Consider the following 13977-nt stretch of genomic DNA (forward strand, 5'->3'; position numbering starts at 1 on the left):
GCGCATGGGTTTTCTCACGTTCCTGCCGTTTTTGCTCAAGGCCAAGGGGGCCGGGCCTGCGGGCATTGGCCTGGCGCTGACGATGCTGTTCGTGGGGGGCGCCTTCGGCAAATTGCTGTGCGGTTACCTCGGTGCGCGCATCGGCATGATGAAGACGGTGTGGGCCACGGAGTTCACCACGGCGGTGCTGATCGTCATGGCGGTGTACCTGCCCTACGCCGGCTTGATGGTGATGTTGCCGCTGCTGGGGCTGGCGCTCAATGGCACCTCGTCGGTGCTGTATGGCGCGGTGCCGGACCTGGCGGGGCCGGGCCGGCGCGACCAGGCGTTTGCAGTGTTCTACACCGGCACCATCGGTGGCGGCGCATTGGCGCCGGTGCTGTTCGGCAGCCTCGGAGATACCACCGGCGTGCCCGTGGCCGTCTTGTTGCTGGCCGCCACCTTGTTGCTCACCTTGCCGCTGTCCTGGCGGGTTCAGCGAGGGCTGGAGGCCCAGGCCCGGTAGGGCGAACGAATTTTTCAGCGTGTTCTGGCAGGTATAACAATGAATAACAGTGAACCGTCTGCCGTGTCCTTGCCGTTGTCCCAGCGTGCGCAACGCCTCAGCGCACCGGGCACGTCCAGCATGCGCAGCAAAGCCAATGCCTTGAAAGACGCCGGCGTCGACGTGATCAATTTTGCCGCCGGTGAATTGACCTTCGATGCCTGTCCGGACATGAAAGCCGCCGCGAGCGATGCGCTGGCCACTGCGCGCAACCGCTATACGCCGCCCATCGGCTTGCCCCAGTTGCGCCACGCGCTGGCGCAGCAGGTCACTCAGCGCTGCGGCGTGAACTACAGCGCCGATGAAGTCGCGGTGACCGCCGGTGCCAAGCAGGCGCTGTATAACGCCGCGATGGTGCTGCTCGATCCGGGGGATGAGATCATCGTTGCGGTGCCGTACTGGGAAACCTTTCCCACCCAGATCCAGCTGGCCGGTGGCGTCCCGGTCTATGTCGACACGGCAGCCGATGACTATCGCCTCACCTGCGCGGCCGTCGAAAACGCCCTGACTCCACGCACCCGCATGATTGTGATCAACACCCCGAACAATCCGACGGGGACGGTTTATCAACGCGAACAATTGTTGGGGATCGCCCGGCTCGCGTTCGAACACCGGCTGTGGGTGGTGTTCGACGAGTGCTACCGCAAGCTGGTGCGCGCGCCCCATGAACATCACAACATCGTCTCGCTGTTTGCGCCGCTCAAACACCAGACGGTGCTGGTCGATTCGTTTTCCAAGAGCCACGCGGTCACCGGCTGGCGGGTAGGGTATGCGTGCGCGCCCGCAGCGGTCATCGCCGCCATGCACAACCTGCAGGGGCACACCACATCCAACCCCAGCAGCCTGTCCCAATACGCCGCGCTCGGCACTTTGATGGCGGACGCGCCGTACTTTACCCGCCAGGTCAACGCCTTCCTCGACCAGCAACTGCTCGCGGCCTGCACTTGCCTGGGGCATATCGATGACATCACCTGCGCCCCGCCGGAAGGGGCGTTCTATCTGTTTATCGATGTGTCGCGCAAATTGGGTGGCCGCTACCTGGGCACCGTTATCCGTGATGTCGACCACCTGGCCGATCTGTTATTGACCCAGGCCCATATCGCGGTGGTGCCCGGCTCCGGCTGCGGCGACCGAAACAGTATCCGCATTTCCTACGCCGTTGAGCGCGAAGCGTTGATTGAAGGCCTCACGCGCTTTGCTCGCTTCATGGCAGAAATCGTTGCGCACTAACCCCAGCCAAAAAGGATATGAGCCGTGGAAAATCTGAGCCGCCAATTTATCGGGTACGTGAACCAGGCGCTGGTGGATGTCGAGGACCGACATCTGGCCCAGGCCCTGCTCAGCGGTTTCAACAGCCAGCCCGCCGAGCTGGACAGGTACTGCGAGACCTATGTCGACATGACTTCCAGTAACTGGAGCGAGTCGTCGCTGTGTACGTTCTTCTGCGGCTGGCGCAGCCCGGACGGCGCCGCCCATGCTGTCTCAAGCATCATTGTGCGCATTCTCCAGGAGTCGGCATCCCTGGCCGACGCCGCCCGGCTGCAGATGCTCGAAGCGGCGGCGCACTGTGGCGAGATCATTGTCGAGGACATCGGACTGGGCGAAATGCACGGGCATCCGCACCACTCCAAGCTTTATTACCGCATGGCTTCGGCGATATGCGGCTCGGATGAATGGCGTCTGCAGGACAAATTCCTGAACCCGATCACCAAGGAATTTTCCGGCTGGGTTGGCGAAAAACGCCCATTGGCGCCGCAGCTCATTGAGGCGCTGGAAATGATGGCCATGACGGAGCTGTTCAACACCGGCGAATACAACCTGATGACGCCGTTGTGGAAGCAGTGGTTGCGCGATGTGCGCGGCTACAGCGCCGGTGAGGCCAGCCGCGTGGCGAGCTTTCTCAGCGTGCACTGCGGCAGCGTCGAAGCGCGCCACTTCAAGCATGCGGCAGAGGCGCTGCGGCTGTATGCCAGCGCCACCGGGCAGGCCGTGGATTACAGCCGTATCGCGCAGCTATCCAGGGAATACGTGGCCAGGGCCTGTGAGCATCTGCAAAAGATGGCGTCGGTGCTCAAGTGTGAACAGCCCGCCTGGGATTGAGACGACCCGATAACCCCCGTTGTGCCGCTGACATGGAGCCTGAACCTATGATGGATACCGACACGCGCCGACGCCCTCTGTCGGCGCTACTGGATAGCACCCGTTGCCTGCGCGTACTCGAAGCCCATAGCCCGATATCGGCGTTGCTCGCGCAGCGCGCCAGGCTGGAAATCAGCCCCGGGCATACGGTGGGGTACGATGCCATCTGGTCCAGTTCGCTGACCGACTCGACCCAGCGCGGGTTACCCGATATCGAAATTCTCTCGCCCAGCAACCGCTTGCCGGGGATCCGCGAAATATTCGATGTGTGTTCGCTGCCGCTGATATTCGATGCCGACACCGGCGGCAAGCCCGAACATTTCGCGATTCACATCAAGATGCTGGAGCGTGCGGGCGTCTCGGCGGTGGTGATCGAAGACAAGTGCGGCTTGAAGAAGAACTCACTGTTCGGCACCGAGGTCGACCAGGCGCAGGAGCCCATTGAGACCTTTTGCGCCAAGCTCCAGGCCGGTTGCGCCAGCCGCACCGGCTCAGGGCTGATGCTGATTGCGCGGTGTGAAAGCTTGATCCTCGATCGCGGCATGGAGGAGGCGATGGCGCGGTGCCTGGCGTATGTGGAGGCGGGGGCGGATGGCATCATGATCCACAGCCGCAGACAGGATGGCCTGGAAATCCTCGAGTTCGCCAGGCAGTTTCGGCGGCAACGGCCCAGGGTACCGCTGATTTGTGTGCCCACCAGCTACGCTCATCTGAAGTTCGAGGTGTTGGAGCAGGCTGGTTTCAACGCGGTGATTTACGCCAATCACATGTTGCGCAGTGCCTATCTGGCTATGCGCGATACCGCTGTGGGCATACTCGCCCATGGCAGGACCCTGGAACTGGAGCCGCGCTGCCTGGGCATCGACGAAATGCTCGACCTGGTGCCCGGGACGCGCTAGCGCGATGCTGTCGTCCAGCCGTTTACTCATTGGTGCATGTGTCGGATTGAAATCCCCGTTTCAGGGCGAAAAACGCTGTTTATTTATACAAATGCACCATTTAAATTCATAAAAGCGACATTTTGCCCTGTCACGGTGCGAAATGAATTGATAAAGTCCGGCTCAATCTCTGTTTAACAACAATCATTTTGCCGAGACTTTTCATGAGCGAATCCGTCGAATCCTTCCTTGCCCGCCTCAAGAAACGCGACCCCGACCAACCGGAATTTCATCAGGCCGTGGAGGAAGTCCTACGCAGTCTGTGGCCGTTTCTTGAAGCCAACCCCCACTACCTGACCTCGGGCATTCTGGAGCGCATGTGCGAGCCGGAACGCGCGATCACCTTTCGGGTGTCCTGGGTGGATGACCATGGCAAGGTCCAGGTCAATCGCGGTTTTCGTATCCAGATGAACAGTGCCATCGGCCCGTACAAGGGCGGTTTGCGCTTCCATCCCTCGGTGAACCTGGGCGTGCTGAAATTCCTCGCCTTCGAGCAGACCTTCAAGAACTCCCTGACCTCGTTGCCCATGGGCGGCGGCAAAGGCGGCTCGGACTTCGACCCCAAGGGCAAGAGCGACGCCGAAGTGATGCGCTTCTGCCAGGCCTTCATGAGCGAGCTGTACCGTCATATCGGTGCGGACGTGGACGTACCGGCCGGTGATATCGGCGTGGGCGCACGGGAAATCGGCTTCCTGTTCGGCCAGTACAAACGCCTGGGCAATCAATTCACCTCCGTCCTGACCGGCAAAGGCATGACCTACGGCGGTAGCTTGATCCGTCCGGAAGCCACTGGTTTTGGCTGTGTGTATTTCGCCGAGGAAATGCTCAAGCGCCAGGGCCAGCGGGTCGAAGGCAAGCGTGTGGCGATCTCGGGTTCCGGCAATGTGGCGCAATACGCGGCGCGCAAAGTGATGGACCTGGGGGGCAAGGTGGTTTCCCTGTCGGACTCCGAAGGGACACTGTACGCCGAGAGCGGTTTGACCGAGGAACAATGGTCGGCCCTGCTGGCGCTGAAAAACGTGCAGCGTGGGCGTATCAGCGAACTGGCCGAGCGTTTCGGCCTGGAGTTTCGCCAGGGTCAAACACCCTGGGCGCTGGCGTGCGATATCGCGCTGCCCTGCGCCACCCAGAACGAACTCGACGCTGATGCCGCCCGCACGCTGTTGCGCAATGGCTGCATCTGCGTGGCCGAAGGCGCCAACATGCCGACCACGCTCGAGGCGGTGGATATCTTTATCGACGCGGGCATTCTGTTCGCGCCGGGCAAGGCCTCCAATGCCGGCGGCGTGGCCGTCAGCGGCCTGGAGATGTCGCAGAACGCCATGCGCCTGCTATGGACCGCGGGTGAAGTGGACAGCAAGCTGCACACCATCATGCAGTCGATCCACCATGCCTGCGTGCACTACGGCGAGGAAAATGGCCGGGTCAACTATGTGAAGGGCGCGAACATCGCAGGCTTCGTCAAAGTTGCCGACGCGATGCTGGCCCAGGGCATCGTCTAAGCCTCGGGCTCGATGCGCAGCACTTCGATCAACTGATCGCCGACGGGGCGCTTCCACAGCACCTCGTCACCCACCTGGGCGCCCAGCAAGGCGCGGCCCAGGGGCGAACCCCAATTGATCAGGCCCGCGTTGGCGTCGGCCTGGTCTTCGCCGACCAACTGGATGCGCTGCTGCTCGTCCTGTTCGTTGGCGAAGGTCACCCAACTGCCGATTTGCACCTTGTCGGTGGAGGTGGCCGGCGGCACAACCTGGGCGCTTTGCACGCGCTGGTTGAAGTAGCGCAAATCCCGCTCCAGGTCGGCTTGGCGTTGCTTGTCTGCCTGCTCGCCTTTAGTGGATTCGGTGCTGTATTCCAGTTGCAACTGCGTAACCCTGGCTTGCAGCTGCGCCAACCCTTGCGCCGTCAAACGGTTGGGCTGCGCGCTGACCTGACGCTCCACCGGCTGGTCGGCCTGGGCGGCGGCGTTGTCCTCATTTACAAAAGCTCGGCTCATGACATTCTCCTCCAATGGAGTTTGGGCCATGCTCACCGCCGGATCGTTCCCACGCTCATTGCGAGCGATAGGCTCTGGCCGCATCACGGTCTTTCTCCTGCTGCCACTCGTGCTCGCGATCGTTCCTGCGGTTGTCCTGGTACTCGCGCAATTCCTCGTTCTCACGCATGGCTTTGCACTGGCGAAAACCGTCCTCCCAGCCTTCGGCGTATTGCCGGTCTTTCAAATAGCGCGGCACGTTCTTGCGAAACTCCCCGGTGATCACCCCGGCGGCCTGGCGCCCGCTGCTGCAACCGTCGTCAAAGCCATCGGCGAAGGCGGGCGGATAACCCTTGGCCAGCAGCTCCTGATGGGTGGTTTGGCAGCCCGCTAACCACAGCACCGTACTCAGCACTACCGCATATCGCCACATGGCGTACTCCCTGGCCGATTTACGGCTGATAAGGAGAGTCTAGAAGGGGATTTGTAAGCTGTATGTGAAAGGCGTGTAAGAGGGATGTGCAGGATTTTTAGCCAAGCACACCACCAACTGTGGGAGGGGGCTTGCCCCCGATGGCGGTGTGTCAGCCAGCTTTGCAGTGACTGACACTCTGCTATCGGGGGCAAGCCCCCTCCCACATTTGATTTTCATCAGGCTTTAATTAGTAGTGGTACCACTTCACTTCGAGCAGCACTTCATTGACCGGCGTCGACAGGTGGCTGTACTCGCGCTGGGCGCTCAGGCGCAGGCCGAGGTTGCGTGACAGTTCCCATTGCTGGTTGAGGCTGATGCTGCGCCGCACCTCGCCATTGGTGAAGAAATCGCCCTTGGCTTCCAGGCTCAGGTTGCCCAGCGGGTTCTTCCACAGCACGCCGGTGTTGAAGCCGGCGGCGGGGGAGATGGCTTCGCTGAAGTCATTGTTGTGTTCCACGCGCACGGTGCCGAGGGCGAAGCCGAGCATGTCGTCCGAGAGCTGCCAGGTGCCGCCGGCGCCGCCGTTGACGTGGGCGACCAGGGTTTCGTCGTCATGTTTGCCCGGCACCCGCTCCAGGCCGCCGGTGACTTGCCAGGACCACGGTTGCAACAGGGCGTTGCGCGGGGTCAGGGAGCGGATGGTGGCCAGGTCCAGTTGCTGCAATTGCCAGTGGTTGCCTTCGTACTGGCGCAGTTTCATCTGCAGGATTTCGATTTGTGCGCCCAGTGGGAAGCCTTCGGCGTTGTCGTTGAGGTCGTGATAGGCCATGCGCAGGCCGTACTCGCCGAAGGCTTTGTCGCCGCGAGTGCCGATGCCGGCCTGCCAGGTGCGCGACTCGTGGCCGTTTTCCGGCAAGCCGGGCGGGGTGATCTTCAGGTCGGGCGCCGGGTTCTGGTTGATCGCGCGCAGCAGTTCGAAGCTGCGCTGGGAGCGTGCGGTGTCGCGTTCCAGGCCGTTGGCGCGGTAGCGGCCAAGGCGATAGGCAGCGTCCACCACCAGGGCCTGGCGCTCGCGAGGCAGCGCCTTGAAGGCGGGCTCCTGCAACTGTTTCTGGTCATCGCTGATCTTCAGTACCCATTGCTGCTCATCGCTGTCGAGCGGCTTGGCGCGTTCGAGCAGCTCGCGTTCACGGGACGGGCGATAGTCGATCTTCTCCACCAGACCCGCGTCCTTTACCGCTTTGACGGTATCGGTCGGGATCGCGGTGAGTGGGAATTGCTCGGTCAGACGCAGGCCGGGGCGCGCCACTTGCAGCAGTTCCAGCAGGCGATAGGAGCAGTTTTCATCGAAGAAGAAGTAGTCGAACTGGATCTGCTTGAGCTCCCACACGTGCTCGACCATGCGCTTGGTCTCGACTTCGGTGAGGTTCAGGCGGTATTCCCACAGGTCACGGTTTTCCAGGCTGCGATATTCGGAGAGTTTTTCCTGGTAGGGCACCAGGGCGAACAGGCCGGGGTAGCCGCCCATCAGGCCTTTCCAGGCATACAGAATGCTGTTGTCCGAGCCTTCGATATAGGCGCCGAAGTTGATTGCGTAGCTGAGCAGGGCGGTGTTGTTGCTCTGCACGTCGGCCTGGTCGATGCGCAGCAAAGTGTGGCCGAACATCGACGAGGGGCTGTTGAGGTAGGCCGCCGGGAAAATCATCACCGCGCTGTGGGGCGCGACGTCCGAGAACCACTGTTTGAATTCTTTGCAGTCCACGGCCGGCAGGTCGGTCAGTTGCAACTGATTCTTGAGCCAGCGGGTGCGTGCGGGGTAGACGCATTGGGCATGTTTTTCGCCCAGGCCGGCCGGTGCGTAGAGCGCGTCCACAGTGGCCTTGAGTTCGGCGTCCGGATGATGCGCGCCGTCAGCGGCGAGAAAGAATTTCTTGTCGCTGACATAGCTGCGCCAGCCATTGATCTTGCCGGCCTCGTAATGCCCCAGCGAAAGCCAGAACGGATCATTGGCCAGTTGCTGCAAACGTTGATCGTCGAGGTGCGGGGCCGCGTGCAGCGGGGCGCAGGCGAAGAGAGCCAGGCAAGCGAGGCGTTTGAGCATGGGGGCTACTTAAGTCGGACTGAAAAAAAGACCCAAGGGGGACAGGTCGAAAAAACAAAACCCGCGCCTCGAAAGACGCGGGTGGGTCGAGCTTAAGCCTGGGTAGCGTATTTCGCCAGACGGGCATCGCTTTTCAGTACGGCAATGGTGTTGTTGTGCACGTCATCAGCAGTCACGTCAGCCTTGCTGAAGATTTGCTGGAAGTGCTCGTGGGTCACGGCTGCGAAGTGATCGCGATCTTCCGGAGCCACACCCAGTACCACCGCGTAGGTGGTCAGGGCTTCGCCGTTGCCTTTGGCCATGTCTTCGGACAGCTCGTTCATCATGCCATTCATGGCAATCCAGGACTTGCCGCCGTAGGTCAGGGCGCTGTTGGTGCTGCAACCGTTGGTGCCCGAGGTCATGCCGAAGGTGGCGTTACCCGAGGTGCCGTTGGTGGTGGAAGCGAGGAAATGAGCAGGAGTACCGCGCTGGCCTTCAAACAACATGTTGCCCCAACCGCAGTTCGGGCCACCTGGTGCTTCTGCCATTGCATTGAGGGAGACGACGGTGAAGAGAGTACCAAGAAGGATCCGTTTCATAGCTTTGTTCTCTTTGTGTGCAAACCAATGGACAAGGGTTCAGGCGCTTCGCAGCACCCTAGGGGCCAGTTATTAGTCCAACCCGCGCAGTTTGGAGTTTAGGCACGTTCCATGGGTTCCGTGAGTTTTTATAAAACATTCAGTCTTGAACGTTTTTTTTGTGCGGCGCGCGCCGTGGCTATGCTTTCCCAACAGCGCGCCTTGCCAGAGCGCGCAACCGAGAGCCAGAATGCCCCCATCTGCCCCGCCTGATGTAAGGAAGCCCGATGCCTGATCCTGTTGCTGCCAGCTTGCGTCTAGCGCCCGAAGCGCTGACTCGCCCTTTCTCCGCTGAACAGTTCAGCTTCTCGACCACCAATGATTTGGAGCCCTTTCGCGGTGTGCTTGGCCAGGAACGTGCGGTTGAAGCCTTGCAGTTCGGTGTGGCCATGCCACGCCCCGGTTACAACGTGTTTGTCATGGGCGAGCCCGGTACCGGTCGCTTTTCATTCGTCAAACGTTACCTGAAGGCTGAAGGCAAACGCCTGCAAACCCCGTCGGACTGGGTTTATGTGAATAATTTCGATGAGCCGCGCGAACCGCGTGCGCTGGAATTGCCAGGCGGCGGCGCTGCAGCGTTTATCACCGATATCAACGCGCTGGTCGACAATCTGGTCGCGACCTTCCCGGCCGTGTTTGAACACCCGACGTACCAACAGCGCAAAAGCGCCATCGACCGTGCGTTCAACCAGCGCTACGACAAGGCCCTGGACGTGATCGAGCGCCTGGCCCTGGAAAAAGACGTGGCGCTGTATCGCGACAGCTCCAACATCGCCTTCACGCCGATGCTTGACGGCAAGGCGCTGGACGAAGCGGAGTTCTCGCAGTTGCCGGAAGCCGATCGTGAGCGCTTTCACACCGATATTTCCGAGCTGGAAGAACGCCTCAACGAAGAGTTGGCGAGCCTGCCGCAATGGAAGCGTGAGTCAAACAACCAACTGCGCCAGTTCAACGAAGAAACCATCACCCTGGCCCTGCAGCCTTTGCTTGCGCCGCTGTCGGAAAAGTACGCGGAAAACGCCGCCGTCTGCGGTTACCTGCAGGCCGTGCAGGTGTATCTGCTCAAGACCGTGGTCGAGCAATTGGTCGACGACGCCAAGACCGACGCCCAGGCGCGCAAGCTGCTCGAGGAGCAATACTGCCCGAGCCTGGTGGTGGGGCATTCGGTCAACGGCGGTGCGCCGGTGGTGTTTGAACCGCACCCGACCTACGACAACCTGTTCGGCCGTATCGAATACAGCACCGACCAGGGCGCGCTTTACACCACGTACCGCCAACTGCGTCCGGGGGCGTTGCACCGTGCCAACGGTGGCTTCCTGATTCTTGAAGCGGAAAAAATGCTCAGCGAGCCATTTGTATGGGATGCGCTCAAGCGTTCCCTGCAATCGCGCAAGCTGAAGATGGAGTCCCCGCTGGGCGAACTCGGCCGCCTGGCGACCGTGACCCTCAACCCGCAGATGATTCCGTTGCAGGTCAAGGTGATCATCATCGGGTCGCGCCAGTTGTACTACGCGTTGCAGGACGCCGATCCGGACTTCCAGGAAATGTTCCGGGTACTGGTGGACTTCGACGAAGACATCCCGATGGTCGACGAAAGCCTGGAGCAGTTCGCCCAGTTGCTCAAGACCCGCACCTCGGAAGAAGGCATGGCGCCGCTGACGTCGGATGCGGTGGCGCGGCTGGCGACTTACAGCGCACGCCTGGCGGAACATCAGGGCCGTTTGTCGGCGCGCATCGGCGACTTGTTCCAACTGGTCAGCGAGGCGGACTTTATTCGTCACCTGGCGGGCGATGAAATGACCGATGCCGGGCATATCGAGCGCGCGCTCAAGGCCAAGGCCACGCGCACCGGCCGTGTGTCGGCGCGGATTCTCGACGACATGCTCGCCGGGGTCATCCTGATCGACACCGCCGGCGCCGCCGTCGGCAAGTGCAACGGGCTGACGGTGCTGGAGGTGGGGGATTCGGCGTTTGGCGTACCGGCGCGGATTTCCGCCACGGTGTACCCGGGCGGCAGCGGCATTGTCGACATCGAACGTGAGGTCAACCTCGGCCAGCCGATTCACTCCAAGGGCGTGATGATCCTCACCGGTTACCTGGGTAGCCGTTACGCGCAGGAATTCCCGCTGGCGATCTCGGCCAGCATCGCGCTGGAACAGTCCTACGGTTACGTGGACGGCGACAGTGCCTCCCTGGGCGAGGCCTGCACCTTGATTTCGGCGTTGTCGAAGACGCCGCTCAAGCAGTGCTTTGCCATCACCGGCTCGATCAACCAGTTTGGCGAAGTGCAGGCGGTGGGTGGGGTCAACGAAAAGATCGAAGGCTTCTTCCGCCTGTGCGAAGCGCGCGGGTTGACCGGTGAACAGGGCGCGATCATTCCCAAGGCCAACGTGGCCACGCTGATGCTCGATGAAAAGGTCTTGCAGGCCGTGCGCGCCGGGCAATTCCATATCTATGCGGTGCGTCAGGCGGATGAGGCGTTGAGCCTGCTGGTGGGCGAGGATGCCGGTGAGCCGGATGCCGAAGGGCAGTTTCCGGAAGGCACGGTCAATGCGCGGGTGGTGGAGCGTTTGCGCGCGATTGCGGAAATGATCAGCGAGGAAGACTTGAAGGAGGCAGAGAAAGAGCTGGCGCAGCAGGCTTTAGCTGAGGCCAAACCGACCTGATCCCTGAAGCTTGATGAGATCAAAAGTGTGGGAGGGGGCTTGCTCCCGATAGCGGTGTGTCAGTCTCAATATTTTTGACTGATGCACCGCAATCGGGGGCAAGCCCCCTCCCACATTTGGAACTGCTTACGCCACAAAATTGACTCCATTCTCACGGACCGATGTCCGTTGGTCCTTACAACCTTGGTTTGTCGCGTTTTTCTTCTATTCTCAATATCAGGGATATCCGCAGGAGTCGCAGGATAGAAACAGCCTCGCCTTTGCGCTGGGGCTGAACACCGATCTACCGAGGGTCGCCGCCATGCCGCGCAACCTTTGCCTTACCCGCCAGTGCCTGGGCCTGGCAACTCGTATCGAATGCTCCATTCGCCCCCTTGCCGGGGAGAATGGGCTGTGGACGTTGTTATTTGCCGCCGGCATGTCGGGCGAGCAGCCTTCCACCGTCAAGTCTCAAGGCCCGTTTCACGGGCCGTTCGTGGCGGAAACCATGTTGGGCTCCATTGTCGACAGCCTGACCCTGCACGGTTACGAGCAGTTGGACGAGCCGCAGATCTGGTGCCTGCACCTGCAAGCTCATCTGCGCCAACTCAACGGCGGCCAGGAGCGATTGGCCCTGTAATCCCGGGCTATTTGCTTTCCGGTTTGTCCAGCTTGACCTCAAAGCCATATTGCACGGTGTTGAGGTCGGTGCGCTGGTAGCTTTCCAGGGTGGTCGGCTGGCCGTAGAAATAATGCACATCAAACAACGCCGTACCGTATTCCTCGGCGCGGTGGCTCACGCCGAGAATTTCCTTGAGGTAGTTGCCGCTCGCGTCCCTGGCGTAGAAACGCCAGCTGTCGGCGGGAAACGCTTGCTGGTCGACGATCAGCGCGTTGTCCTTGAGTGACAGGCCCTTGGGCAGTTTTCCGACGTCAATCGAGGCCTTTTCGATGGTGGCGAGAAACAAGGGTACCGAGCCGACCACAAACGCCGGGGTTTCCGGGAACAGGTTGAGGTCATAGGTCAGCGTGCCGCTGGCCGCGTTCAGCTCGTAGGCCTCGGTCGGCAACTCGATGGGTTCGCCGCGCTCGCCCTTATCATCTGCGGTGAAAAAGGTGATCGGCGCGGCGCTGTTATTGCGCTCGGCGCCGACCAGGTCGTCATTGAAGGTGAAAGGGTGATCGAACACGATTTTCGCGGCACTGGCGTCTTCGGTCGATTGGCTGATGGTGACGCTGTTTTTCAACTGATCTTCAGTCATCGACGCGTCTTTGAGCCAGCTGGCGGCGGCGGCGTCATACACCGTGACCGGCATCGGCAAGGGCTGCACGCTCTGTTGCAGGCTGTTTTTGTCGAAGCGCATCACCGGCAGGTCCAGCGCCTTGCGGGTCACGGTGGCCTTGGAAAAGTCCAGTACGTTGACCTGCAGGGTATCGATCACACCGTTGAAGTACACCTTGGCGTAGTGGCTGGTCTGGGTGCGTTCGAAGGCTTTTTGCGCGTCGGTGAGCTGTTTATCCAACGCTTCGGACCAGGCCTTCTGCTGTTGCAGCTGCGCCAGCTGCTTCTCATAGAACGCCACTTGGGCAGCGCTTTCGTTGATTGAACCTGAGCGGGTGAGAAATTGCCCGGTGTTGTCCCGGGCCTGTACCAGCAGCGGGTTGGGCGAGTCGTCGCCCAGCTCGGTGGCCAGCGGCTCGCTGTTGGTCAGTTCGATTTCGGCGTAATTCTTGTCCAGCGACAACAGTTTGAGGCTGATATTGCCCTCGGTGCGTGAATGGCCGACGTCCTTTTTTGACAGATCAAAGCTCAGCACTCTGCCCGGCGCGGCGACTTCAATCGTGCCTTTAAGGCTGACGGGCTGCGGCTGGCTCTTGTTTTCCGTCTCGATGCCCTCGATGAACGGGTAGGTCACCGTCAGGTCGTCGGGGTTGGTCAGGTTGGAGCTGCTGGGACTGAGCTGGATGCCGGGGTCGGTCTCCGACCATTCCGGCTGGAAGGGAATGACTTTGTTGTTGCTCAAGGTCACCGACTCCCACTCCAGGCCATGGGGGAAGGGGAATTGCTCGGGAGCGTTGAACGTGAACGGGAAGACCGGCTGCAAATCCGTCAGGTAGTCGGAATGCGAAGCCCTGCGCAGGACGAACAGGCCATTGATATAGGTGTCCACCAGGGCCTGGGGGCTGGGGTAATGCTTGAGCAAGACCAGGCTGTCTTCGCCGTATTCGGCCTCGATGGGTTTGGTGTCGAGCTTGATCCGCGCACGTTCCAGCAACAGCAGCGAACCGCCAAGGTCGGCGATGACGTCGCGCAGCTTGGGGTCCTGGATGCTGTCCAGGGACTGTTCGAACGTGGTGGTTTTTTCTTCGAGGGTGGCCTGCTTCTGCTCTTCTTTGGGAGAGCAGCCGCTGGTCATCAGCAACGCCGCGCACAGGCCTAGACTGGCCAAAGGGAATCGCACATCCATTATCTGAGTTTTCCTGTCCGACATCATCGAGCCGAGTGAATGGTCTCGACACTAGCAGAAAAATCCTCTTACAGATGCCACTTGGCGCAGTTTTCTCGCGGTGACAGGCGCCGGGTAGCCACTGGTATACTC

The 13977-nt window shown here is 60.9% G+C and carries 12 protein-coding genes; 7 read left to right on the top strand and 5 right to left on the bottom strand.

Going from position 1 to position 13977, the window contains the following annotated elements:
- The 5 genes from BFQ00_RS03800 to gdhA form a co-directional block, all read left to right on the top strand.
- The coding region (locus tag BFQ00_RS03800; RefSeq protein WP_139114964.1) for an MFS transporter at window positions 1–505 on the top strand (505 nt) is incomplete at its 5' end.
- 39 nt (window positions 506–544) lie between these two features.
- Complete coding sequence (locus tag BFQ00_RS03805; protein ID WP_065932656.1) at window positions 545–1774, top strand: aminotransferase class I/II-fold pyridoxal phosphate-dependent enzyme; 1230 nt, start codon at window positions 545–547, stop codon at window positions 1772–1774.
- Between the two features lie 24 nt (window positions 1775–1798).
- The gene (locus BFQ00_RS03810; RefSeq protein WP_065883851.1) at window positions 1799–2644 is read left to right on the top strand and encodes a hypothetical protein; all 846 of its coding nucleotides are present in this window, start codon (window positions 1799–1801) and stop codon (window positions 2642–2644) included.
- A 47-nt stretch (window positions 2645–2691) separates the two neighbouring features.
- A complete protein-coding gene (gene aepX / locus BFQ00_RS03815; RefSeq protein WP_065932657.1) occupies window positions 2692–3582 on the top strand; it encodes a phosphoenolpyruvate mutase in 891 nt (296 codons plus the stop codon).
- Window positions 3583–3785: 203 nt separating this feature from the next.
- Window positions 3786–5123: an NADP-specific glutamate dehydrogenase gene (gene gdhA / locus BFQ00_RS03820; protein WP_065932658.1), complete on the top strand. Its 1338-nt coding sequence runs from the start codon at window positions 3786–3788 to the stop codon at window positions 5121–5123.
- Here gdhA and BFQ00_RS03825 read toward each other — a convergent pair.
- The 4 genes from BFQ00_RS03825 to BFQ00_RS03840 all read right to left on the bottom strand — a co-directional run bounded on the left by BFQ00_RS03825 (window position 5120) and on the right by BFQ00_RS03840 (window position 8693).
- Window positions 5120–5617 carry a GreA/GreB family elongation factor gene (locus BFQ00_RS03825; protein ID WP_065932659.1) on the bottom strand — a complete coding sequence of 166 codons (498 nt, stop codon included), beginning with the start codon at window positions 5615–5617 and terminating at the stop codon, window positions 5120–5122. The genes gdhA and BFQ00_RS03825 overlap by 4 nt on opposite strands.
- Window positions 5618–5672: 55 nt before the next feature.
- Window positions 5673–6029, bottom strand: coding sequence for a hypothetical protein (locus tag BFQ00_RS03830; protein WP_065932660.1), 357 nt, complete (start codon window positions 6027–6029; stop codon window positions 5673–5675).
- A 229-nt stretch (window positions 6030–6258) separates the two neighbouring features.
- On the bottom strand, window positions 6259–8112 hold the full coding sequence (locus tag BFQ00_RS03835) for an Lnb N-terminal periplasmic domain-containing protein (RefSeq protein WP_065932661.1): 1854 nt from the start codon (window positions 8110–8112) through the stop codon (window positions 6259–6261).
- Window positions 8113–8204: 92 nt separating this feature from the next.
- A complete protein-coding gene (locus tag BFQ00_RS03840) occupies window positions 8205–8693 on the bottom strand; it encodes a DUF3015 domain-containing protein (RefSeq protein ID WP_003194274.1) in 489 nt (162 codons plus the stop codon).
- A gap of 266 nt (window positions 8694–8959) precedes the next feature.
- Here BFQ00_RS03840 and BFQ00_RS03845 point away from each other — a divergent pair, with 266 nt between their 5' ends.
- Window positions 8960–11398, top strand: a complete 2439-nt coding sequence (locus tag BFQ00_RS03845; protein WP_065883862.1) for a Lon protease family protein — start codon at window positions 8960–8962, stop codon at window positions 11396–11398.
- A gap of 301 nt (window positions 11399–11699) precedes the next feature.
- The gene (locus tag BFQ00_RS03850; protein WP_065897618.1) at window positions 11700–12017 is read left to right on the top strand and encodes a PA4575 family protein; all 318 of its coding nucleotides are present in this window, start codon (window positions 11700–11702) and stop codon (window positions 12015–12017) included.
- A 7-nt stretch (window positions 12018–12024) separates the two neighbouring features.
- On the opposite strand, the gene BFQ00_RS03855 is transcribed toward BFQ00_RS03850, so the two are convergent.
- Entirely contained in the window at window positions 12025–13845 is a 1821-nt protein-coding gene (locus BFQ00_RS03855; protein ID WP_065932662.1) for a hypothetical protein, read from the bottom strand.
- Window positions 13846–13977 lie beyond the last annotated feature (132 nt).

The organism is Pseudomonas sp. 28 E 9 (assembly GCF_900004785.1).
Lineage (GTDB): Bacteria > Pseudomonadota > Gammaproteobacteria > Pseudomonadales > Pseudomonadaceae > Aquipseudomonas > Aquipseudomonas orientalis_A.

Coding starts and splice junctions, on each gene's coding strand:
- BFQ00_RS03805 (WP_065932656.1), top strand. CDS start 545: ATGAATAACAGTGAACCGTCTGCCGTGTCCTTGCCGTTGTCCCAGCGT.
- aepX (WP_065932657.1), top strand. CDS start 2,692: ATGATGGATACCGACACGCGCCGACGCCCTCTGTCGGCGCTACTGGAT.
- gdhA (WP_065932658.1), top strand. CDS start 3,786: ATGAGCGAATCCGTCGAATCCTTCCTTGCCCGCCTCAAGAAACGCGAC.
- BFQ00_RS03825 (WP_065932659.1), bottom strand. CDS start 5,617: ATGAGCCGAGCTTTTGTAAATGAGGACAACGCCGCCGCCCAGGCCGAC.
- BFQ00_RS03830 (WP_065932660.1), bottom strand. CDS start 6,029: ATGTGGCGATATGCGGTAGTGCTGAGTACGGTGCTGTGGTTAGCGGGC.
- BFQ00_RS03835 (WP_065932661.1), bottom strand. CDS start 8,112: ATGCTCAAACGCCTCGCTTGCCTGGCTCTCTTCGCCTGCGCCCCGCTG.
- BFQ00_RS03840 (WP_003194274.1), bottom strand. CDS start 8,693: ATGAAACGGATCCTTCTTGGTACTCTCTTCACCGTCGTCTCCCTCAAT.
- BFQ00_RS03845 (WP_065883862.1), top strand. CDS start 8,960: ATGCCTGATCCTGTTGCTGCCAGCTTGCGTCTAGCGCCCGAAGCGCTG.
- BFQ00_RS03850 (WP_065897618.1), top strand. CDS start 11,700: ATGCCGCGCAACCTTTGCCTTACCCGCCAGTGCCTGGGCCTGGCAACT.
- BFQ00_RS03855 (WP_065932662.1), bottom strand. CDS start 13,845: ATGGATGTGCGATTCCCTTTGGCCAGTCTAGGCCTGTGCGCGGCGTTG.